Source organism: Candidatus Methylacidiphilales bacterium (genome assembly GCA_028713655.1).
In the GTDB taxonomy this organism is placed as follows: domain Bacteria; phylum Verrucomicrobiota; class Verrucomicrobiia; order Methylacidiphilales; family JAAUTS01; genus JAQTNW01.
Genome location: JAQTNW010000029.1, coordinates 1 through 20,205, shown reverse-complemented (window position 1 = coordinate 20,205; position 20,205 = coordinate 1). Strand labels below are relative to the sequence as shown.

The window sequence follows — 20,205 nt, the reverse complement described above, 5'->3', positions numbered from 1 at the left end:
ATGGACGACTCCGGTGGCTTGTAAATGAAATTTCCGTGCTTGGGGATGAAGGAGCTCCCAAGTACTGCTATTGACAATTTGGAGGGAGTAGGACAAATTGTCCACATGCGGGTGATTAAGGAATCACGGATACGTGGGTATTGGCCAACCTATCCGAAAGCCAAAAGCCCGTTGGAAAAATGGCTGGCGACTGTAAGAGTTGCTGACTGGAAACGGTTTGATGATGTCCGAAAAACGTATGGCCATGCCGATCAAGTTCGGGTGGATTCCGAACGGAACGTGGTGGTGTTCAACATCGGAGGCAACGATTATAGGCTCATTACGGCAATTCATTATGACCGACACAAAGTATTTGTATTACGATTCATGACACATGCTGAATATGACAAGGAGAAATGGAAGGAAACCTTATGAAAAAAATCGCCGCGCTCTCATTTGACGAACTTCCCAAGACTTACGAAGGGCTGTGCCTTCTGCTCCTGCCCCGCCCTATTCATGACAAGATGGAGTTGGAAAACTCCACCGAAATGGTGGATCTCCTGGCGGGACACAAGCTTAATGTGGAGCAGGAAGATTACCTCGATCTGCTTTCCGACATCATTGCAGATTACGAGGAGGAGTGCGCTCCTGTTAAAGTTAGGAAGATGGCTCCATTGGAGGCGCTTAAATATCTGCTTCAAGAAAACGGTATGAATGCCAGCCAACTTGCGGCCTTGCTTGGAGTTGACCGCAGCCTGGGAGCCAGAATTGTGCGCGGGGAACGGTACTTGACAGCGGAACACATCTCAAAATTGGCGAAACATTTTGCAGTGAATCCAGGGATTTTTTTGGATTAAAGCCTCCGACCGACGGAGCAAACCGAATGGGTGACCGGGGTTGGGGATCAGGCCAATGGCAGCTTAAAATTGCCGATGGGGGTATGGTCCCGGGCAGAGTCGAACTGCCGACCAAAGGTTTAGGAAACCTCTGCTCTATCCATCTGAGCTACGGGACCCTGGATGGCAAAAAAGCATAACGAAGCGCCGTGCTTCGACGAGCCTGAAGTTTGAACGTGGAATCAAAACAAATGGGACGGCACAGAGGCCATCCCTCCAGTTTTGGTGCAGACGGTGTGAATGGCCGGGCGAGGGGGTTCCCCATTCGCCCGGCGCGAAACCGCTTAAGACTTGTAGCGCAGACGCTTCTTATGCCGGTTCAGACGGCGGCGCTTGCGGCGTTTGTGTTTCGCGATCTTTTCTTTTCTCTTCTTTTTGATGGAACCCATAATTTTGGAAGGAACGGATTAAAGCCGATATTCTTTAATAGACAACCTTATTCAGCGGATATTCGATGATCCCCTCCGCGCCCAAGGCCTTCAGCCGCGGGATGATTTCACGGACTATGACTTCATCGATGATCGTTTCAATGGCCACCCAGTCCCGTCCGGCCAGGGGCGAGACGGTGGGATTGCGCAGGGCCGGAAGCTGTTTTAAAATGCTGTCCAGCTTGCCGGAGGGCAGGTTCATCTTCAGGCCGACTTTGTCCCGCGCATTCAGCGCGCCTTGGAGCAGCAGAGCGAGGTTTTGTGTCTTTGCGCAACTCCACGAATCCCGGTACACGCGGGGATTGGCAATGAGTTGGGGATAGGATTCCATCAGGGTATCCACAATCCGCAGCTTGTTGGCTTTCAGGGAGGAGCCGGTCTCGGTGATATCGACAATGGCATCGACCAATTCCGGCACCTTCACTTCGGTTGCGCCCCAGGAAAATTCCACATGAGCCTTGATCTTGTGGCGTGCGAGATAGTCCCGGGTGATGTTGACCGCTTCGGTCGCAATGCGTTTCCCCTTGAGATGTGCGGGTTTGGTGATTTTGGATTCTTCCGGCACGACCAGAACCCAGCGGGCAGGCGACTTGGTTGCTTTACTGAAGGCAAGATTCTGGACCACTTTCACCTTCGCGCGGTTTTCGGCAACCCAATCGCGTCCGGTGATTCCCAGATCGAGAAACCCTTCATCGACATAGCGGGCGATTTCCTGCGCGCGGAGCAGTCGGACTTCCAACTCCGGGTCGTCGATGGACGGTTTGTACGACCGGCTGGAGACGCGGATGCAAAAGCCGGCGCGCTTGAACAGCTCAAGCGTGGCTTCCTGCAGGCTGCCCGTGGGCAGGCCGATTCGCAGTGGCTTTCTGGTTTTCATGGGGAAGAAATGCTGAAAGCACACGCACCCGATGTAAAGAATGAAGTTGGCAAAACCCCCTTGACTTCCCCCTTGTCAGGGGGATGGATGCCGGCTTTGATTTGAAATTTTGAGATTTGAAATCGATTTTGCGCTGAATCCGTGTTGATCCGCGTTCATCCGTGGTTCAGCAGTTCAGTTTTTTTCAAATGCCGCTTTCAGATGCTGGTAAACCGAGGGCAGGTCCGACGGATGAATCCGGGTCTCGGCGGTCGTGGCCATGAAATTGGTGTCGCCCTTCCAACGCGGGACCACGTGGACATGCAAATGATCCGGCAGGCCCGCTCCCGCGCTTTCGCCCAGGTTGATGCCAATATTAAAGCCGTGCGGATTATAGACCGAGCGGATGGAAGCGACAGTCCTCCGGACCAGATCCCAGAGGTCGGCGCCTTCCGGTTCTGTGAGATCGCTTAAGTCGGCCACCATGCGGTAGGGAATGACCAGCGAATGCGCCGTATTATAAGGGAAGCGGTTGAGAACCACATAAACCGTTTTGCTGCGGCAGATGACAAAGTTTTCAGCGTCATTGGAGGACTGGCCGATGTCGTAAAACACAGTTGCCGAGGTTTTTTTGTCGGCGGTGACATAACTATTGCGCCAGGGGGCCCAAAGGTGTTCCATAGGCGCATTAGACCTATGGCCAAAACGGAGAGCAAGCTGAAAGCGAAGCATATTCTGGTTGCCGGTTCCGATGAATTTTCTGTCAAGGAGCGCGGCCAGAGCCTCTTGCGGGAACTCGCGCCGGAAGACCCGATGAACCTGGAGACCATCGACGGACAAGTCGATTCCGTGGACCAGGCCTGCAGGCAGTTGGATTCGCTCGTCGAATCCCTTTTGACCCTGCCATTTCTTGCGGATTCGAAACTGGTCTTTTTCAAAAATTGCAATTTTCTGGCCGACAGTGTGACCGCCAACAGCGAGGCGGTGATTTCGCGGTTGCTGCGGCTGACAGAACTGATCGGCAAGCTTCCACCGTCGAGCGTACAATTGGTGATGACAGCCGTATCGATTGACCGGCGAAAGGCGTTTTACAAATCGTTCGAGAAACTGGGCATGGTCGAGCTGTTCAATTTGCCGGAGATCCAGGGCGCGCGGGCCGAAGAAGCCTGGATGGGTGAAATCGAGAAGCTGATGATCCAGGCCGGATTGAAACCGGGTCCCGGAGTGGTGGAGCGGATGTTCGAGGTGGTGGGGAATGACCGCCGCGCCTTGCACAGCGAGGTTGAAAAACTTTCGCTCTTCGCGCATCCGCATGGAGACATCAGCGAGGAAGATTTGAAACAGGTGGTCTCGGGCAATCGGGAATTGATGGTTTGGGACTTGTTGGATGCGGTGATTGCCGGCGACTCCGCTGAGTCCGTTCACATGTTGCGCCAGTTGCTGGCGCAGAATGAGTCGGAGGTCGGCATTCTGATCCTGCTGGCCGGCCAGGTGCGGCTTGCGGCGCTGGGCACACATTTGCTCGAGACCAGGCGTTTGCGACTTTCGCGCAGCGGTACTTTCCTGAATGCGGATTTGACCCAGGAAGGCATCGATTTTTTGCCGGTGAACAAAAAGGGGGAAAAGCCCAAGCCGTTCCGGATTGCGCGGATTGTGGAGCAGGCGCGCCGGAAGCCGCCGCAGAAATGGTTTGAGGCCCTGGATGTGTTGTACCAGACGAATTTACGGATGGTGTCCTCCGCGACAGATCCTGAAAAATTACTGGAGACGGCTATTTTGAGGATATGCCAGATCTAACCCGGATGCCTTACCTGCTTCTAAAAAGCCATGACAGCCCTGACTCCATCCGCGCTGGCGGAATTGTTGAAGCCTGAAAAAAGGCCGCGCCTGATCGATGTACGGGAGCGCGACGAGTGGGAAATTTGCCGCTTGCCGAATGCTGAACTTATTCCATTATCGGAGTTTGCATCAAGAGTGCTCGACGAAATCGGCAAAGAGGAGGACATCATTTTATACTGCCACCATGGCGTCCGTTCGGAACGGGCGGGCGTTTTTTTACTCAAAAGCGGGTATCAGCAGGTTCGCCATCTGCAAGGCGGCATTGATGCGTGGTCAGTTGAAGTGGATACGGGTGTAAAACGGTATTAGCCTCTTTATAAAGATTTGCGTATGTCAAAGTTCATCGAATCAATTTACGAAAAATTGCGGCGCCATCCGAAGCGGATTGTGTTCCCGGAAGGCAACGACGCCCGTGTTTTGCAGGCGGCCTCCGAATATGTGCATTTAAGATTGGGCCCCGCGGTTGTGCTTGGCAAAAAGGAGGCTGTTGAGAGCCTGGCGGCCTCCAGGGGAATTTCCCTCCACCATATTCTGGTCATTGATCCCGAGACGGCGGCGGACCTGCCTCTTTTTGTCCGGCGGCTGGAGTCGCTCCAGCGTTACCGCGGCATCAAGGATTCCGAGGCGGCCAAGATCCTGACCAACCCCAATTATTTCGCGGCCATGATGCTGCAAAACGGCCAGTGCGACGGGCTGGTCGCTGGCGCGAGCGAGTTTTCCGGCAACATCCTGCGGCCCCTGTTCCAACTGATCAAACCGCTGCCCGGAGTCAAAACCATTTCCAGTTGCATGATCCTGGACATACCCGACTGTGCCTATGGCGACGATGGAGTCATGTTTTTTGCGGACGCCGGAGTGATCCCCAACCCGACAGTGGAGCAACTATCCGACATTGCGGTTGAAACAGCGCGGCTGCGCCGCCAGTTGACGGGTGAAGTGCCGCGGGTGGCCATGCTTTCCTATTCCACCAAAGGCAGCGCCCAGACCCAGGACACGGAAAAGATCATTGCCGCCACCGCGCTGGCCCGGCAGAAAGCGCGCGATCAGGGGCTGAAGGCTGAGATCGACGGGGAGCTGCAGGTGGATGCGGCATTGTTGCCGGAGATCGCGGCGTTGAAGGCCCCTGGCAGCATGGTGGCCGGCAAGGCGAATGTTTTGATATTTCCCGACCTGAACTCCGGGAATATTTCGGTCAAACTGGTGCAACGGCTGTCGAAAGCGACGGCCTATGGCCAGATTTTGCTGGGGCTTTCCAAACCTGCGGCCGAGCTTTCACGCGGAGCGGCGGCCTATGATATCCTGGGTGTGGCGGCGCTTGTGGCCTTGCAGGCCATTGAATACCGGAAGCTGTATCCCGAGCAGGACCACGATGCCTGGCACCCCGCGGAGTAACCCGGTGAGGTTGCGTCCATGCTGACAAACGAAATCACACCGCGGATTTTCGTCGCGGCCACACGCCAGAACGACGGTAAAACCACGACGGCGCTTGGCCTGGTCGCCGGCTTGCGCAAGCGTTTCGGGAAAGTTGGCTATATCAAACCGATAGGCCAGCGCTATGTTGAAGTTGATGGACTGAAGGTCGATGAAGACACGGTGCTGATCAACGACACCTACCAGCCCGGCCTGCCGCTGGAGGCGATGAGCCCGATAGCGGTGGACCCCCATTTCACCCGCCAATACCTGGATGCAGGCGATCCGGAGGAGCTCAAGAGCCGGGTTGAAAACGCCTTCAACCGCGCCGCATGGGAGCAGGACTTTGTCGTGATCGAGGGATCGGGGCATGCCGGGGTGGGCAGTGTCTTCGATATGTCAAACGCTCAGGTGTCGGCGCTTTTGAAAAGCAAGGCGATCATTGTCAGCCAGGGCGGCGTGGGCAGGCCGATAGACGAAATCGCGCTGAATCTCGCGCTGTTCCGAAAATTCAAGGTGCCGGTGATCGGCGCGATCATGAACAAGGTGATCCCCGATCGTATCGCCGACCTGTGGCCGTATGCGGAAAAGGGCCTGGCCAAGCTCGGCCTGCCTTTGTTAGGTATTGTGCCTTTGAACAACACCCTGCGCCAGCCCACGGTCAACCAGGTTTGCGAGGAGCTCAAAGGCAAATTTATCGCCGGTGAAAAGGCCAAGCGCCGCCGTGTCAGCCGCGTGGCCATCGCAATCACCACATCGCGCAATGCCGAGGTTTATTTTGAGCCCGGCAGCCTGATTATCACCGCGGGCGACCGCGAGGACATGATCCTTGCGGTGCTGGGCGCGATCACGGAAGGCGGAATTTCCCAGGTGGCCGGCGTGGTGCTCACGCACGGGATGCTGCCGCAGCCCGGCCTAGTGAAGATCATGCAAACACGCAACATCCCGTTTATCTCCGTGCCTCACGAGAGTTATGAAGTGGCCAGCAAAATCAACCGGATGACCGTGAAAACCGAGCCCGGGGATGGCGAGAAAATCGGGCTGATCCAGCAGTTGATCGAGGAGAGCGTTAATCTGGATGCGATCATCAGCGCGGCGAAAATGTCTTAATCCTCGCACGGCGCGGATTATTTTTGATGGAGGGATTTTCGTGTGTTGCGCGGGTCAATGCTCGTTGGTTATCCAAAAATTACGTGTAACATCTTTCCGGATTTGCTTCTGAGCCTAGTATGACCGACATAAACCCTCCTCCAGCTCCCGAAGATGTCCGCAAATGCCCCGAATGCGGCACGCCCCTGCAATCGGGCGCGCTTGCCGGGCTTTGTCCGGCCTGCCTGCTCAAACTGGGGGCGGCAGGGGATACCCTGGGCGAACTGGTGGACATTTCGGCGCTGGAAGCGCTCTGCAAAATTTGCGAAATAGCACGACCTGATTCCGTATGGGAACTGGCAGGTTACAAGGAGAGCCGGATGCTCTCGCTTAGTCGAGGTCGAAGCGTAGAAAACCAAGTGGTTGGCGACGCGCAGGGTTGGTTGGTCGCGGTGGATCGAAAAGACTACGCGCACAGTTGGCAGGAAGCCTCAGTCTATTTCAAAGCCGCGGTGACGGAGCCAGGCTGGACATCTGCCATGAACACTTACCGCAAGCCGCTTGGCGAGGCGAATTCGCGCAAGCTGCTGAAGGCGCAGGCAGCCAAGTCGCTTCCAGGCGCGCCGGATGGCGAGTATGTTGTGATGCAGTTCGATACTTCGTTTTCTGCAAAGAAAAGCGCGGTGGAGACTGTCACGTTCATGTTGGAAAAAGATGGGCATTGGCGTGCTGTGGGGTATTTCATCAAGTGAAGATTCCCACCCTTACGGATTGGTTTGGAGTGCGAACAGAGAGCAAAAAATAACCGCGTAGGACACGAAATTTAGAGTGGCCGCGAAAATGCGCAAGAAACGCAAAAATAGAATTGGACTTGCGACTTATTACACGAAGCACATTAAAATCACTAGCTTATGAAAACCTACAAAGCTCCCTGGAGCACCCTGCTCATTGTCATGTCCACACTGGCCACGCTCTTGATTCTGGGGCTTGTAGTTTGGCTTGCGTTTCTCCCTTTGCCAAAACACGGGAGCGAGATTGTGTTATGGTTGCGCTGGCTGCCGCTGTTGCTCGTGCCCATCTGTGCATTATCGATCGTGCGCGGATATGCCATCACAGCGGATGCGATCCTTGTGCATCGATTGTTCTGGTCAACACGTTTGCCGCGCGCGGGATTGAAATCCGCAACCTTCGAGCCGGGCATCATGTGCAAAAGCATCCGTACCTGCGGGAATGGAGGCTTCTTTTCCTTCACCGGGTTTTATTGGAACAAAACGTTGAAGTCCTACCGTGCTTTCGTCACCGACCACCGCCGGACTGTCGTGCTGCATTATGAACGGCGGACGATCGTCGTATCGCCCGGGGAGCCGGAGGAATTTGTCCGCGCACTGATGGGATGAGCCTCCAAGTATGACTTAAATTTGGATTGAACCACGGACTCCGACATCCGTCGCGAGCAGGTGGACACGGATAAACACGGATGAAAAATTGGAGCTTAAAACCCAAGACGCTCTTGCACATTTTGAGACTAACAAAACCTCCTTTGCTTCCCCCTTGTCAGGGGGATATTCATGTTTTAAGTCTTATGTCCAGGATGATACGTCTTTCATCGCGCTGCTTCCTTTGCGTGAAGCCTTGCTATCTAATCCGTGTTTATCCGCGTGCATCCGTGGTTCGGTTTCCGTTCGTAATTTTCCTGTCTTTCATGGTTTAAAATGTGTTCTTAGAATGACAAGTTTAATATACTCCACTCCGGCGCCGGGCGACATCTTTGTCACGACGCGCTGGACGGTTGTGCTTGCAGCCGGGCGCAGATCGGACACGCAGGCGCGGGCTGCGTTGGAGCAATTGTGTGCTACGTATTGGTTCCCGCTTTACGCGTATGTCCGGCGACGCGGCCACACGAAGGAGGAGGCCGAGGATTTGACGCAGGATTTTTTTGCGCGGTTCCTGGAAAAAAATTATCTCGAAGGCTTGAGCGCCGAGCGCGGGCGCTTCCGCGCATTCCTGCTGGCGTCGCTGAAACATTTTCTTGCGAACGAATGGGACAAATCGCAGCGCCAGAAGCGCGGCGGAGGGGCGGCGCATTTTTCCCTGGACTGGCAAACGGCGGACACAAAGTTTCAGGTGGCCGCTTCCAACGAATCGAGTCCGGAAAAAATCTTCGACCGGGAATGGGCCGTGGCATTGCTGGGGAAGGTCATTAATCGCCTGCAAGAGGAATGCGAGGCGGAAGGGAGGGGAAAACAGTTTGCGGAACTTAAAGGCTTTCTCAGCGCCGGGACAAGCGGGGAGTCATACAAACAGGCGGCGTTGCAACTCGGCCAGGACGAAGGCGCGTTGCGTGTGGCGGCACATCGTCTGCGCAAGCGGTACCGGATATTGTTGCGGGATGAGATCGCACAAACCCTTTCCGATCCGTCGCAGGTGGAGGAGGAACTGCGGTCGCTGTTCGGAGCATTTGCGTCGTGACAGATGGGCAGGTTTTCACAGATTGACACAGATTTTGAGAATCAAAGGAACGAGTTGGCCGCAAAAAGGCGCAAAAGACGGTAGGAAAAACGTTTTATCGGATCCAGTAGCCGCCGATTTTTGCGTTTTTGAGGCTGAGGGTGGCGAGGGCATCGTCGCCGCCGTCCTTAAAGCTGAGTTTCCACAACGTGACCTGGTATCCCTTCTGTTTCATCTCTCCAAGATAAACGGCCTCATAGCCCGCTTTGAATCGCGGAGCGAGTTGGGCTGCCACGGAATCAAACATTTCCTTCTTAAGTCCTTTGAATGCGGTGTCGCCGTCGGCAACAAATGCTGCGTAATCGCTTGAAACAAGAGCCGAGAGCAATTTGTTTGACGCGGCCTGCGCGTCGGAAGGAGGTTCGGCTGCCTGTGCTGTTGCAAACGCGGCAAGGATGCCGACACAGATGAGGGATGCAATTTTCATGTGGGGGGTTCTTTCCGGGTTCGATTCATGATGGCGATGCGGGGGAAAGCAGCGAGCCAAATGTGAATCTGTCTTTATCTCCGGATAAACTGTCTTTTCTTTGCGTTTCTTCGCGTTCTTCCTGTAAACCTGTGCTCTTCACGGTCTCTTTGTGAAAATCCGCAACTTTTTGACTCAGCCAGGGTTATCTACCCTGTAACAGGCTGCTTTTATTTATTGTTGGCATGAGCGGGGAGGAATGCTCAAATCCTTGGTTTCCCATGGAGGGGAAGCTGATTTTTCTGTTGCCATTTTGCTGCAAGATTATGGGTTTTACTCAAAGAATTGCCACAACCACGGCTTGTTTCGCTTTGTTGTCACTGACTCCGTACCTGATATCCGGGTTGGCTGCCGAGGAGTCGCATCTTCCGCGCGAACTGGATTGGGAACGGTGTGTGAAAGAGGCTGCGGAAAACAATCCCGATCTGAGGGGTGCGCGTGAAAATGTGATTAATTTCCAAGCCCAGTTCAAGGGCAGTTTCAGCAGCCTGTTTCCACAGATTTCGGCCAGCGCCAACGGTACGGACACGCACACCATTAACCGAGAGAGCTCATTTTCCAGCACCACCACCACCCACCAATACTCCGCGCAATTGAACGTCGATCAGATGATTTTCGACGGTTTTAAAACCAACGGCCAAATCGACCAATCCTCGGCCAACTACCAGGTATCGTTGATGGGAGAGGCGATTGAAAAGTCCACGGTCCATTTTTCGCTAAAAACCGCTTTTGCGCAGCTTTTGTATGCGCAGGAGCAGTTGAAACTGGCCGAGCATATTGCGGCCGCCCGAAAACAGGAAGCCCAACAGGTGGAGCTAAAATACGAGGGTGGGCAGGAAGACAAGGGATCCTATCTCCTGACGGCGGCAAATTACCGGCAGGCGCTTTATGAAGAATCACAGGCCAGGCGCAACATCAAGGTTTCGCAACGCCAGCTTGCCCAGGTACTGGGACGAATCACGGCAATCGACATTCATGTGACCGGGGAACTGAAAACCAAAAAGCCGCCCGCGAAGGAACCGGATTATCTTGACATGGCCGCCGGCACGCCGATCCATCTTCAAAGCGATATGAATGTCGCAGCCGCCAAGGCCGGGATCACGATTGCGCGCAGCGAGTTTATGCCTACCGTGAGCGTTACGGGCTCGGCCTTCAAGCAGGGGCATACGGTCCTGCCGAGAAGTGAGGGTTGGGAGGCGGGGCTTAACGTGTCTTTGCCGATTTTCGATGGAGGGCTGAACTATTTTGATGTCCGCTCGGCGTCGGCGCGATACCGGCAATCGCTGGCGAATCGGCAGAGTTCGGACGACCAGATTGTTTTCACGCTGGAGCAGACCTACAACGCCCTGCTCAATTCCATTGAGGTGGTGGAGGTCAACCAGCAACTGTTGAAAGCAAACCAGGTGCGGGCGGAAATCGCGGAAGGATTGTACGCCAACGGGCTGGCTTCCTTTCAGGATTACGACCAGATTCAAAACAGCCTGATCAGCATACAGAAAACCGAGTTGCAAACCCGGCGGGATGCGGTCATAGCCGAGGCCAACTGGGAACTGGCGCAAGGATCCGGAGACATACCATGAAAATAAAAATTCTGATACGGCCGCTGACCGGCCCTTTGCCTCTTGTTCTACTCGCGTTGCTTTGCCACGGGTGCAAGCCTAAGAATTCGTCTTACGACTCATATCCCGTGCAGCGGGGTGAGATCCGGAGCCAGGTTTTGTCAAACGGCACCGTGCAACCTGAGAACAAGCTCGATATCAAGCCGCCCATCAACGGCAGGGCTGACAGTGTGCTGGTGCAAATTGGCGACGCAGTCAAAAAAGGGCAGGTTCTGGCCTGGATGAGTTCGACGGACCGCGCGGTGTTGCTGGACGCCGCGCGAACCAAGGGCGCGGACGAACTCGCGCACTGGGAGGACTATTACAAGCCAGCCGCCCTGATTGCTCCACTGGACGGGACCATCATTTCAAAAAATTTGAATCCGGGCCAGGTGGTGACTTCCTCCGATGTGGTTTTCAGCATGTCGGACCATTTGATTGTGGCCGCCATCGTTGATGAGACGGATCTGGCCAAAATAAAACTTCTACAACGCGTTGAATTGGCCGTGGACGCATATCCGGATGTGCAGTTTACAGGCGCTGTGGAACGGATTGCCTTCAATGCCGCCATCGTGAACAGTGTCACGACCTATGAAGTGGATGTGCTTCCGGATAAAGTGCCTGATTTCATCCGCAGCGGCATGACGGCTGTTGCCAAGTTTCTTGTGGCGGAAAAGAAAGACGCCTTGTTTGTACCCGCAGCGACGATCCGGCAGTACAAAAGCAAAAGCTTTGTCCTTGTCCAGGACCCGGACCATGACGGCCAGGCAGTGTCCAGGCAGATTGAAGTCGGGATCAGCGACGGCAAAAAAACCGAGATCCTATCGGGATTGAAGGAAGGCGACACGGTGTTGATGCCCAAATTCCAATTATCCGGGGCTGGGTCCGCCTCGAAAGGAAACCCGTTGGTGCCGACAGTGAAGCGCAATCCGAACCCGCCCTCCACCACGCCGCGCTGATGATTGAGTTGTCCCACATTACAAAAACGTACCGCATGGGGGACACGCTGATCCATGCGTTGCGGGACGTTTCCCTCAAGATCAAGCAGGGCGAGTTTGTGGCGATCATGGGGCCTTCCGGGTCCGGGAAATCCACGATGATGCACATCCTGGGCCTGCTCGATACTCCCGACTCGGGTTCCTACAAGCTGCTTGGGAATGAGGTGGCCGGGCTCAGCGAGGATGAATTATCCCGGCAACGTTCCGATCAAATCGGGTTTGTTTTCCAGCAATTCAACCTTCTGGCGCGCACGTCCGCGTACGACAATGTGGCGCTGCCGCTGATTTACCGGAAGAACGGAGGGGCCGCCGGGGATGATCCCGAGGCGTTGCTGAAGAACGTGGGGCTCGGAACCCGGCTCGACCACAAGCCGAATGAACTTTCGGGCGGCCAGCAACAGCGCGTGGCCATCGCCCGGGCGCTGGTCAACAGGCCTAACATTTTATTCGCAGATGAGCCCACTGGAAATCTGGATTCGGCCAGCGGCGACGAGATCATGGGCATCCTCGGCGCTTTGAACGAGCAGGGCATCACGATTGTTCTGGTGACTCACGAACCCGATATTGCGGAACATGCGCGCCGGATCATCCGCATGAGGGACGGCGTCGTGCAGAGCGATGAAACAAAGGATTCCAGCCCGCTCCGGGTTTCAAAAAAAACGCCCCCGGCCGCAAAGACCGAAGTTCAAGCGTCCGCCATCAACCGATGGTTTTCGAACCGGCACTTTATTTTCCTGGAATTTTTATCTCATGTCCATCAGGCCTTGCGCGCCCTTCAGGCCAGCAAGATGCGTACTGTTTTGTCCACTCTGGGCATCATTATTGGAGTTGCGGCGGTCATCGGCGCGCTGGCACTGGGGGTGGGCGCACAGCAGTCCATTCAATCCACCATTGCATCGCTGGGCTCCAATCTTTTGGTGCTCCGGCCCGCGCCTCGTCTTGCAGCGGGCGTGGCCTTGCAGGCCGGCGCTGTCACCCGCCTGTCGATTGAGGATGCCCAGATCATCAAGGACAACATTCCGGCGGTGGACACCGTGGCGCCTGTTGTTCGATCCCGCGTCCAGGTCACGTTCGAGGACCAGAATGTCAATACCGAGGTGGACGGTTCCACTGCTGATTTCATGACGATTCATGCCGATACGCCGGTGGCGGGGCGCTTCTTCAGCGACCGTGAGGAGCGCGAGCGGGCCCGTGTGGCCGTGCTGGGGCCGACGGTCGTGCGCGGGCTTTTTGCCGATCAAAATCCAATCGGCGAGTATATCAAAATCAACAAGGTGATTTTCCAGGTCATCGGCATTTTGCCGGCTAAGGGCGCGAACGGCCCCCGGGACGAGGACGATGTCATCCTGATTCCCCTGTCCACGGCCATGCACCGGGTCATGGGAAAAACATACGTGGATCAGATTGATATGCATATCACCGACGCCAACCAGATCCTTGCCGCGCAGGATGACGTGCAGAATTTGATCAACCGGCTGCATTCGCCGCCGCTCTCGCAGCACACCCTCGGGCTGTTCCGCGTCGATAATTATGCCATGATCCAGCAGGCCTTTGCGCAGGTCGCCGATGTCCTTTCCTATCTGCTGGGGGCCATTGCGGCCATTTCATTGATCGTTGGCGGCATCGGCATCATGAATATCATGCTGGTTTCGGTGACGGAACGGACGCGGGAGATCGGCCTGCGCAAGGCGGTTGGCGCCAAGCGCAGCGACATTCTCGGCCAGTTCCTGATTGAAGCCCTGATTGTCAGCCTGGGCGGCGGTGTGATCGGAGTCATTCTGGGATCCTTGGCGTCAGTGATTTGTTCGGAGTTCTTTGGCTTTGCCATGCCGGTGACGTGGTGGGCGGTGCTGCTGGCGACTTTTTCATCCGCCAGCATTGGGGTGATTTTCGGCTTGTGGCCGGCGCAGAAGGCGGCCGCGCTCAAGCCGATTGAGGCGCTGCGGTATGAATAATATAGGGCTCGGTTTTCCGGGGATCCGCCTGCGCACTGTCTGCTAACAGTCGGTTGACAACTTCAGCGGCGGAGTAGCTTTCCTGCCCGTCAGGCAAAAATTGTGAGAGAAGGGCGGCGTCATCCCCGGCGGTCACGACAGGGAGTTCGACATTGCCGGGCCCCCGGGCCTGGCCGAGTCCGATGGATGCCAGCAGCCCGTTGCAGATGCATTTCCGGTTGCGCGTTTCATCCGCAACGCCGCCTTTCCTGATGTAGTCATGGATGGGTTCGCTCGGGCAACGGTAGCCAATGCTCCCGTTTTCGCGGCGGTAGAGATGGCGGAGGAAGCCGAGGTCGCAAAGGCGGGGGCGTTCCTGGGAAAGTTTTTCATCCGATAGCGTGCCTGACAATTGCACAAGCTTGAAGGGGAAGCCCGTGGGGGACGCGCAAGGGTCCGTAAATACTCTGAGTTTGCCCTCCCTGACCTGGCGGAGCACCGAGGTTTTCAGTTCGGGCGTCAAACCGGATTCCCGGCAAAATGCGAAGGCGGTACCCACCTGGATGCCTGCGGCGCCTTGTTTGAGCGCCTCCTGCAGCTTGCCTGGGCGTCCGTAGCCGCCCGCCAGCCAGAAGGGAAGGCCCAGCTCCCTGAATTTTTCCAAGTCAGGAAGGTCCTTGGGGCCATAGACCGGTTCACCGGCGTCGGTGAGTTGCATCGGGCCCCGAGGCGGAGCGTTGTGGCCTCCCGCAGTGGCGCCTTCGACGACAAAACCGTCGATGTTCCCGCTTGCCTTGCGCTTCAGGTTGAGGGCCAGGACCGCAGAGGAGACTATGGCCAGGAACCTGGGACGCTTCAAAACCGGGGGCGGATTGCCGCAAAAATCGGCAGGGTTCAATTTAGTTACTACAGGATCGTCAGGTGCCGCCCCGGCCACATCCAATTTGAGCTCGGCGGCCTGCCCTTCGGAAAATTTGTCCAGAATGCCCGGGATCTGGCGGGGGATGCCGGCGCCCATCAGCACGTAATCGACTCCTGCCAGCATCGCGCCGAACAAGGAGGGCAGGGTCGGGATCTGGATTTTTTCCAGGAGATTCAATCCCACGGGATTTTCATGCCCTTCCTTGGCGAGAAAAATCTGGGCGAAAGCGGCGACAATGGTGAGTTCCAGGAGGGAGTGAGGAGATTCAGCGTTGTGAACCGGAGTGTTGCGAAAGGCGGCGACTGCATCCTTGCCTTCGGGAATGTAGAACCGCTTGAGCACGCGTTCCGCGATTTCAGGGAAGGGGAAGGCATCAAGGGCATGGCGTAAATTGCCGTCCGGGTCTCCCAACTGCAGTTCGCGCGCCAACACGACATCCAAGGCGGTCCCGGAAACAACGCCCAATTGCCCGGTCATGGAAACTGCGCGAGCCAGGCGCCATCCTGAAACGCCCACACCCATGCCCCCTTGAATCACTTGGGGGAAGATCGTATTTTTCAAGTTCATATTCCAGCGGATATTAACCCAGGCACAACCGAATAGCCGGGGTAGGACATGGATAGAAGCTGGCTAGAGAGGGGGTCATGGATAACTTATACCTGTAACTGTTCGTTTTTGCTTCCTCTAGCGGGTCCGAAGGGACCTTGCCAAAGGGGTGATTCTACACACGAAGGGTAGGCGGATGCAAATGATATTAAGGTGAACGGCATAGACCTTTAGATTGAAAAGTCGCCCGTGACGCCTTCATGCAGCCCGCATTCCCGTTTGAGGCCGAAAAACCGCGTTTCCTCCTCGCTCATGCCTTCCGACCATTTCCGCGTGGTCTGAACATCACCGACCGAAACATAACCTTGTTCCCAAAGAGGATGATAGGGCAGGTCATGTATTTTGAGATATTCATGCACCCGCTTGTTGTTCCAGTCGATGATCGGATGGATTTTGAGCCTGCCATTTTGTAAATTGGCGGCATTGAGCTTTTGCCGGCTGGTGGATTGTTCCCGTCGCAATCCAGCCAGCCAGGCCGCCGCGCTGAGTTCATTCAGCGCGCGCTGCATGGGTTCGACCTTGTTGATTTGGTTGTAACGTTCGATGCCCTCGATCCCTTGTTCCCAAAGTTTTCCATGCCGGGCTTCCTGCCATGCGGGGGAATGGAGAGGACGATACACCTTCAAATTAAGGTTCAAGCGATTCGTTAGCTCATCAATAAACCGGTAGGTTTCGGGGAAAAGATGGCCGGTATCGATCAGGATGACCGGGATCCCGGGGGCCAGCCTTGTGGTTAAATGCAGCATCACGGCGGATTGGATGCCAAAGCTGGAACTGAGCACCAGGCGATCACCGAACTTTTCCAGAGCCCAAGCCACCCGGTCTTCCGCGGTCAGGGGCGCGAGATCCAGATTGGCAGACTTGAGGATTTCGATGTTCTGGGCCGAAGGAGGGGATTGATCCTGCTTCGGTGGTTCTGAGGTGTGGGTAGCCTTCATTTTTCTATTGCTAAACTGAAAACAAGCTGCTTTCTTTTCTATTCCCATTAAGTCTATCAACTTATGACACATTTAGACAAGCTCGAAGCGCAAAGTATTTTTATCTTCAGGGAAGCATACCATGCTTTTAAGAGTCCCGCCATGCCGTGGTCGATGGGCAAGGACTCCAACGTCCTGATCTGGCTGGCCAAGAAGGCCTTCTGCGGCAAGGTGCCCTTTCCTGTGCTGCACATCGATACCACCTATGAATTCCAGGAAATGCTGGAATTCCGGGAGTGGGCCGTAAAGGAGTATGATCTCAAGTTGATCGTCAAGATCAACGAAAACGCCCGCCAGGGCAAGGCTCCCTATAAGGAATCCATTGGTTACGAAACGCATGACCCGGTCACGGTGACGCATGAGTTGAAAACCGTGGCCTTGCAACAGGCCATGGCCGAATACAAATGGGACGCCCTGATAACAGGCATCCGGCGCGATGAGGATTCGACCCGGGCCAAGGAACGGTATTTTTCACCGCGCAACGTGGAGTTTGAATGGGATTACCGCGACCAGCCTCCGGAATTCTGGAACCAATTCACGACGCAAATCAAGCCCGGCGAACATATCCGGGTGCAGCCGTTGCTCGATTGGACCGAGGTTGATATCTGGCAATACATCAAAAGGGAGGAAATTCCGATACCCCAGATGTATTTTGCCCGCAAGGCGGATGGGAAAATGCAGCGGTACCGTTCGTTGGGCTGCTGGCCCATCACAAAACCCATCGCCAGCGCTGCCGCCAACATTGATGAAATCATCGAGGAATTGAAACACACCAAGACCTCGGAACGGGCCGGCCGCGCCCAGGACCACTACGAGAGAAACGCGATGCAAAAGCTCCGGGCGAAGGGATTCATGTGAACAGTTTATCAACCCGCACCTCATCCATGCACACGACCATACAGCCCGCTGCCGCGCCTGCCGATCTGCCCGAGCAGGAACGCCTCAAAATCGTGATTGTCGGCCACGTGGACCACGGCAAATCGACGCTTATCGGGCGCTTGTTTTACGACACGCATTCGCTGCCTGACGGCAAGGTGGAGAGCATCCGCAAGGCGTGCGAGGCCGAGGGGATGGAATTTGAATATGCGTTTCTGCTCGACGCGCTGCTGGAGGAGCAGGAGCAAAACATCACCATTGACACGACACAGATCCAGTTCCGGTCGGACCGCCGCGGCTACATCATCATTGACGCCCCGGGGCACAAGGAATTCCTGAAAAACATGATCACCGGGGCGGCCCATGCCGATGCGGCGCTGCTGTTGATCGACGCGAACGAAGGGGTGCAGGAACAGTCCAAGCGGCATGGCTATCTCCTTTCATTGTTAGGAATCAAACAGGTCGCCGTTATCGTCAACAAAATGGACCTGGTGGATTACAGCCCGCGGGTGTTTGAGCGGATCGAGGCCGAATACCGTGAATTTCTCAGGAAAGTCCATGTGGAGCCTCTGTTTTTCATCCCGATTTCGGCGAAGCTGGGAAAAAATATCATCGGTGGGTGTGAGGAGCTGGCGTGGTTCAAGGGCCGATCCATCCTCCAGGCGCTGGACTCGTTCCAGGCCACCTCGACCGATACCGGATTGCCGGCGCGTTTTATTCTGCAGGACATTTACCGCTTTGATGAACGGCGCATCCTGGCCGGACGCCTGGAAACCGGGGCCATGAAGGTGGGGGATGAGCTTGTTTTTTGGCCCGACCGCAAGCGCAGCCGGATCAAAAGTTTTGAGGCCTGGGGATCAAAAACGCCGAAGACGGAAGCGCTCGCCGGTGAATCCGTGGCGGTCACGCTTGAGGAGCAGATTTTTGTCGAGCGCGGCCAGATAGGCAGCCTCGCAGGCCAGGAATTGGTTGAGAGCCGGGAATTTCAGGCCAATCTTTTCTGGTTGAACGACGTGCCGCTCTACGTCAACCAGCCCTACACGCTAAAACTGGGCACGCAGAGCGTCGAAGCCCGGCTTGTCAAAATCCATCGGGTGATTGATTCCTCCACCCTGGAACTGGCGGGAGAAAACCGCGACCGGATTGAAAAGAACGAGGCTGCTGAAGTTGTCATCCGCACGCGCAAGCCCCTGGCCTTCGACAACGCGGACCGCATCACCTCGACGGGCCGTTTTATCCTGCTGCAGGATGACCGGATCGGCGGCGGCGGCATTATTCACAGCGCCGACTACATACAACCCGGTGCCACGGCGGTGAAGAGTTCGAATATTTCATGGACGACAGGTGAGGTGAACCGTGAGATCCGTGCCGAGCATTTTGGCCATCGCGGCGCGGTTATTTGGCTTACAGGATTGTCAGGCTCAGGAAAATCGACTCTGGCGGTCGCCATGGAGTCCAGCCTGCTGCAGCGCGGCGTCTCCAGTTTTATCCTGGATGGCGACAACCTGCGCCACGGGCTTTGTTCCGACCTGGGTTTCAGCGGTGAGGACCGTGTTGAGAACATCCGCCGGGCGGGCGAGGTGGCCCGCTTGATGGCCGAGGCGGGGCTGGTGGTCATCAGCGCCCTGATTTCGCCCTTCCGTGAAAACCGCGACATGGTCCGCCACATTTGCCACAACGCAGGGATTCCGTTTGTGGAGGTCTTTGTCAATGCGCCTCTGGAGGTTTGCGAACAGCGCGACCCGAAAGATTTGTATAAAAAGGCCAGAGCGGGCGAGATCAAGGGCTTTACCGGGATCGATTCGCCCTATGAAGCGCCTGAAAAGCCGGATCTCACGCTCAAGACTGATGAGGAAACGAAGGAGGAATCAGTCGGAAAGCTTCTGCAACTGGTGCTGGATGCCTCGAAAAAGGACGGGGCGCCGCTGGGGCGCTTTGCTCCGGAGATTTAGGGGTTCCAGCATCCTCTCGCCCAAGCCAAGAACCACAACTCCGATATGCATCGCGAGTGAGCTTCAGAGTTGACGATAGACTTCTGAACGATGCTGGATGCGATAAATGCGGACGAGCTTTTTTGCAGGATAAATCCAGTAGAGTAAACGGTAATCGCCAACGCGGAGCTTGCAGAGTCCAGCCAAATCCTTCGGCATTCCGACAAGCCGACGATGTACCATTCCAGCGGCATTTTCAGAGAGCCATTAAATTTTGCTCTCCACGCTTTCGCCAATAGAGGCATCCAACCTGGCGAGTTGAGCGTCGGCCTTGTCGCCTATTTCGACTTGGTAGGACACGGCAGGTGGCGGGGTTTCCAAGGTTTGAATTTGCCAGTCAAGTCCTCCCGTCGTGCCGACCGCAATTCCGCGATAACTTCAGCATTCTGCGCGGTGAGCCAGTCCTGTAGTTCGTCCAGCGTCTCGACGGATGAGAGGACGGTTGCGGGAATTCCCACGATTTCCGTTTTCATACAGGCAATCTATCACGGTTTTTCAGTAAAGGTAAGAGTTTTTCAACCTCGTACCAGTTCCCGGATTTGAAGTTTTTGAGCGCTGTTTCTTTCAGATTGAGCTTTTCAGGCAAATGGGAAGCGGCAATATGCTGAGTCGCCACGACCCTATCGTCTAGTGGCCCAGGACACCACCCTCTCACGGTGGATACACGGGTTCGAATCCCGTTAGGGTCGCCACTTTTGCGGCGAGTGAATCTTCGCGTCCTAATTGTCTCAAACGGGCCAGATGCGAAATTAACCGAAAACAGGCGTTAATTGTTTGATTGTAAAGTGGTTACGCAATGAGTTTGCTCCCCATTTTCGAAGGCTATTTGTCT

At 55.5% G+C, this 20,205-nt stretch carries 21 protein-coding genes and 2 tRNA genes; 15 read left to right on the top strand and 8 right to left on the bottom strand.

From position 1 onward, the window contains the following. Window positions 1–45 precede the first annotated feature (45 nt). Together PHD76_10315 and PHD76_10310 are read left to right on the top strand one after the other, a co-directional pair. Entirely contained in the window at window positions 46–414 is a 369-nt protein-coding gene (locus PHD76_10315; protein MDD5262226.1) for a type II toxin-antitoxin system HigB family toxin, read from the top strand. Then, a complete protein-coding gene (locus tag PHD76_10310) occupies window positions 411–836 on the top strand; it encodes a helix-turn-helix domain-containing protein (GenBank protein ID MDD5262225.1) in 426 nt (141 codons plus the stop codon). Before PHD76_10315 ends, PHD76_10310 begins: the two co-directional genes overlap by 4 nt. 84 nt (window positions 837–920) lie before the next feature. On the opposite strand, the gene PHD76_10305 is transcribed toward PHD76_10310, so the two are convergent. From PHD76_10305 to PHD76_10290, 4 genes are all read right to left on the bottom strand, one after another. Beyond that, window positions 921–994: transfer RNA gene (locus PHD76_10305), tRNA-Arg, on the bottom strand. Between the two features lie 165 nt (window positions 995–1,159). Continuing rightward, window positions 1,160–1,264: an AURKAIP1/COX24 domain-containing protein gene (locus PHD76_10300; protein ID MDD5262224.1), complete on the bottom strand. Its 105-nt coding sequence runs from the start codon at window positions 1,262–1,264 to the stop codon at window positions 1,160–1,162. 34 nt (window positions 1,265–1,298) lie between these two features. Further along, window positions 1,299–2,180 carry an ATP phosphoribosyltransferase gene (gene hisG / locus PHD76_10295; GenBank protein MDD5262223.1) on the bottom strand — a complete coding sequence of 294 codons (882 nt, stop codon included), beginning with the start codon at window positions 2,178–2,180 and terminating at the stop codon, window positions 1,299–1,301. A gap of 174 nt (window positions 2,181–2,354) precedes the next feature. Next, a complete protein-coding gene (locus tag PHD76_10290) occupies window positions 2,355–2,840 on the bottom strand; it encodes an HIT domain-containing protein (protein ID MDD5262222.1) in 486 nt (161 codons plus the stop codon). A gap of 15 nt (window positions 2,841–2,855) precedes the next feature. Here PHD76_10290 and holA point away from each other — a divergent pair, with 15 nt between their 5' ends. From holA to PHD76_10255, 7 genes are all read left to right on the top strand, one after another. Next, window positions 2,856–3,956, top strand: a complete 1,101-nt coding sequence (gene holA, locus PHD76_10285) for a DNA polymerase III subunit delta (protein MDD5262221.1) — start codon at window positions 2,856–2,858, stop codon at window positions 3,954–3,956. Window positions 3,957–3,986: 30 nt separating this feature from the next. Beyond that, the gene (locus tag PHD76_10280) at window positions 3,987–4,307 is read left to right on the top strand and encodes a rhodanese-like domain-containing protein (GenBank protein MDD5262220.1); all 321 of its coding nucleotides are present in this window, start codon (window positions 3,987–3,989) and stop codon (window positions 4,305–4,307) included. Window positions 4,308–4,328: 21 nt separating this feature from the next. Further along, complete coding sequence (locus PHD76_10275) at window positions 4,329–5,390, top strand: phosphate acyltransferase (GenBank protein ID MDD5262219.1); 1,062 nt, start codon at window positions 4,329–4,331, stop codon at window positions 5,388–5,390. Between the two features lie 18 nt (window positions 5,391–5,408). After that, window positions 5,409–6,518 (top strand): AAA family ATPase, encoded by a 1,110-nt coding sequence (locus PHD76_10270; GenBank protein ID MDD5262218.1) that lies wholly within the window; start codon window positions 5,409–5,411, stop codon window positions 6,516–6,518. A gap of 119 nt (window positions 6,519–6,637) precedes the next feature. Continuing rightward, window positions 6,638–7,249 carry a DUF4019 domain-containing protein gene (locus tag PHD76_10265; GenBank protein MDD5262217.1) on the top strand — a complete coding sequence of 204 codons (612 nt, stop codon included), beginning with the start codon at window positions 6,638–6,640 and terminating at the stop codon, window positions 7,247–7,249. Between the two features lie 159 nt (window positions 7,250–7,408). After that, entirely contained in the window at window positions 7,409–7,894 is a 486-nt protein-coding gene (locus tag PHD76_10260) for a PH domain-containing protein (GenBank protein MDD5262216.1), read from the top strand. A gap of 328 nt (window positions 7,895–8,222) precedes the next feature. Further along, window positions 8,223–8,966 (top strand): sigma factor, encoded by a 744-nt coding sequence (locus PHD76_10255; GenBank protein MDD5262215.1) that lies wholly within the window; start codon window positions 8,223–8,225, stop codon window positions 8,964–8,966. A 94-nt stretch (window positions 8,967–9,060) separates the two neighbouring features. On the opposite strand, the gene PHD76_10250 is transcribed toward PHD76_10255, so the two are convergent. Continuing rightward, a complete protein-coding gene (locus tag PHD76_10250) occupies window positions 9,061–9,432 on the bottom strand; it encodes a hypothetical protein (GenBank protein MDD5262214.1) in 372 nt (123 codons plus the stop codon). 305 nt (window positions 9,433–9,737) lie between these two features. On the opposite strand from PHD76_10250, the gene PHD76_10245 reads away from it, so the two are divergent. Genes PHD76_10245 through PHD76_10235 form a run of 3 tightly spaced genes read left to right on the top strand, consistent with a single transcriptional unit; the run spans window position 9,738 to window position 14,022 of the window. Then, window positions 9,738–11,051 carry a TolC family protein gene (locus tag PHD76_10245; protein ID MDD5262213.1) on the top strand — a complete coding sequence of 438 codons (1,314 nt, stop codon included), beginning with the start codon at window positions 9,738–9,740 and terminating at the stop codon, window positions 11,049–11,051. Further along, complete coding sequence (locus tag PHD76_10240) at window positions 11,048–12,028, top strand: efflux RND transporter periplasmic adaptor subunit (GenBank protein MDD5262212.1); 981 nt, start codon at window positions 11,048–11,050, stop codon at window positions 12,026–12,028. Before PHD76_10245 ends, PHD76_10240 begins: the two co-directional genes overlap by 4 nt. Window positions 12,029–12,063: 35 nt before the next feature. Beyond that, complete coding sequence (locus tag PHD76_10235) at window positions 12,064–14,022, top strand: ABC transporter permease (GenBank protein ID MDD5262211.1); 1,959 nt, start codon at window positions 12,064–12,066, stop codon at window positions 14,020–14,022. Here PHD76_10235 and PHD76_10230 read toward each other — a convergent pair. Further along, window positions 13,991–15,490, bottom strand: coding sequence for a nitronate monooxygenase (locus PHD76_10230; protein MDD5262210.1), 1,500 nt, complete (start codon window positions 15,488–15,490; stop codon window positions 13,991–13,993). The genes PHD76_10235 and PHD76_10230 overlap by 32 nt on opposite strands. Window positions 15,491–15,699: 209 nt before the next feature. Beyond that, the gene (locus tag PHD76_10225) at window positions 15,700–16,467 is read right to left on the bottom strand and encodes a phosphoadenylyl-sulfate reductase (protein MDD5262209.1); all 768 of its coding nucleotides are present in this window, start codon (window positions 16,465–16,467) and stop codon (window positions 15,700–15,702) included. Window positions 16,468–16,530: 63 nt separating this feature from the next. Between PHD76_10225 and PHD76_10220 the strand changes: the two genes are divergently transcribed. Continuing rightward, on the top strand, window positions 16,531–17,364 hold the full coding sequence (locus tag PHD76_10220) for a sulfate adenylyltransferase subunit 2 (GenBank protein MDD5262208.1): 834 nt from the start codon (window positions 16,531–16,533) through the stop codon (window positions 17,362–17,364). A gap of 26 nt (window positions 17,365–17,390) precedes the next feature. Beyond that, the gene (cysC, locus tag PHD76_10215) at window positions 17,391–19,334 is read left to right on the top strand and encodes an adenylyl-sulfate kinase (GenBank protein MDD5262207.1); all 1,944 of its coding nucleotides are present in this window, start codon (window positions 17,391–17,393) and stop codon (window positions 19,332–19,334) included. 317 nt (window positions 19,335–19,651) lie between these two features. Here cysC and PHD76_10210 read toward each other — a convergent pair whose 3' ends face one another. Then, complete coding sequence (locus PHD76_10210) at window positions 19,652–19,846, bottom strand: hypothetical protein (protein ID MDD5262206.1); 195 nt, start codon at window positions 19,844–19,846, stop codon at window positions 19,652–19,654. A gap of 143 nt (window positions 19,847–19,989) precedes the next feature. On the opposite strand from PHD76_10210, the gene PHD76_10205 reads away from it, so the two are divergent. Beyond that, window positions 19,990–20,065: transfer RNA gene (locus tag PHD76_10205), tRNA-Glu, on the top strand. Window positions 20,066–20,205: the final 140 nt, after the last annotated feature.

What these genes read in the sequence shown, in the direction of transcription:
- PHD76_10235 (MDD5262211.1), top strand. Translation starts at nt 12,064, where the DNA reads ATGGGGGACACGCTGATCCATGCGTTGCGGGACGTTTCCCTCAAGATC.
- PHD76_10240 (MDD5262212.1), top strand. Translation starts at nt 11,048, where the DNA reads ATGAAAATAAAAATTCTGATACGGCCGCTGACCGGCCCTTTGCCTCTT.
- PHD76_10220 (MDD5262208.1), top strand. Translation starts at nt 16,531, where the DNA reads ATGACACATTTAGACAAGCTCGAAGCGCAAAGTATTTTTATCTTCAGG.
- PHD76_10280 (MDD5262220.1), top strand. Translation starts at nt 3,987, where the DNA reads ATGACAGCCCTGACTCCATCCGCGCTGGCGGAATTGTTGAAGCCTGAA.
- PHD76_10225 (MDD5262209.1), bottom strand. Translation starts at nt 16,467, where the DNA reads ATGAAGGCTACCCACACCTCAGAACCACCGAAGCAGGATCAATCCCCT.
- PHD76_10230 (MDD5262210.1), bottom strand. Translation starts at nt 15,490, where the DNA reads ATGAACTTGAAAAATACGATCTTCCCCCAAGTGATTCAAGGGGGCATG.
- PHD76_10270 (MDD5262218.1), top strand. Translation starts at nt 5,409, where the DNA reads ATGCTGACAAACGAAATCACACCGCGGATTTTCGTCGCGGCCACACGC.
- PHD76_10260 (MDD5262216.1), top strand. Translation starts at nt 7,409, where the DNA reads ATGAAAACCTACAAAGCTCCCTGGAGCACCCTGCTCATTGTCATGTCC.
- PHD76_10275 (MDD5262219.1), top strand. Translation starts at nt 4,329, where the DNA reads ATGTCAAAGTTCATCGAATCAATTTACGAAAAATTGCGGCGCCATCCG.
- PHD76_10315 (MDD5262226.1), top strand. Translation starts at nt 46, where the DNA reads ATGAAGGAGCTCCCAAGTACTGCTATTGACAATTTGGAGGGAGTAGGA.
- PHD76_10210 (MDD5262206.1), bottom strand. Translation starts at nt 19,846, where the DNA reads ATGAAAACGGAAATCGTGGGAATTCCCGCAACCGTCCTCTCATCCGTC.
- cysC (MDD5262207.1), top strand. Translation starts at nt 17,391, where the DNA reads ATGCACACGACCATACAGCCCGCTGCCGCGCCTGCCGATCTGCCCGAG.
- PHD76_10300 (MDD5262224.1), bottom strand. Translation starts at nt 1,264, where the DNA reads ATGGGTTCCATCAAAAAGAAGAGAAAAGAAAAGATCGCGAAACACAAA.
- PHD76_10255 (MDD5262215.1), top strand. Translation starts at nt 8,223, where the DNA reads ATGACAAGTTTAATATACTCCACTCCGGCGCCGGGCGACATCTTTGTC.
- PHD76_10250 (MDD5262214.1), bottom strand. Translation starts at nt 9,432, where the DNA reads ATGAAAATTGCATCCCTCATCTGTGTCGGCATCCTTGCCGCGTTTGCA.
- PHD76_10265 (MDD5262217.1), top strand. Translation starts at nt 6,638, where the DNA reads ATGACCGACATAAACCCTCCTCCAGCTCCCGAAGATGTCCGCAAATGC.
- PHD76_10290 (MDD5262222.1), bottom strand. Translation starts at nt 2,840, where the DNA reads ATGGAACACCTTTGGGCCCCCTGGCGCAATAGTTATGTCACCGCCGAC.
- hisG (MDD5262223.1), bottom strand. Translation starts at nt 2,180, where the DNA reads ATGAAAACCAGAAAGCCACTGCGAATCGGCCTGCCCACGGGCAGCCTG.
- PHD76_10310 (MDD5262225.1), top strand. Translation starts at nt 411, where the DNA reads ATGAAAAAAATCGCCGCGCTCTCATTTGACGAACTTCCCAAGACTTAC.
- PHD76_10245 (MDD5262213.1), top strand. Translation starts at nt 9,738, where the DNA reads ATGGGTTTTACTCAAAGAATTGCCACAACCACGGCTTGTTTCGCTTTG.
- holA (MDD5262221.1), top strand. Translation starts at nt 2,856, where the DNA reads ATGGCCAAAACGGAGAGCAAGCTGAAAGCGAAGCATATTCTGGTTGCC.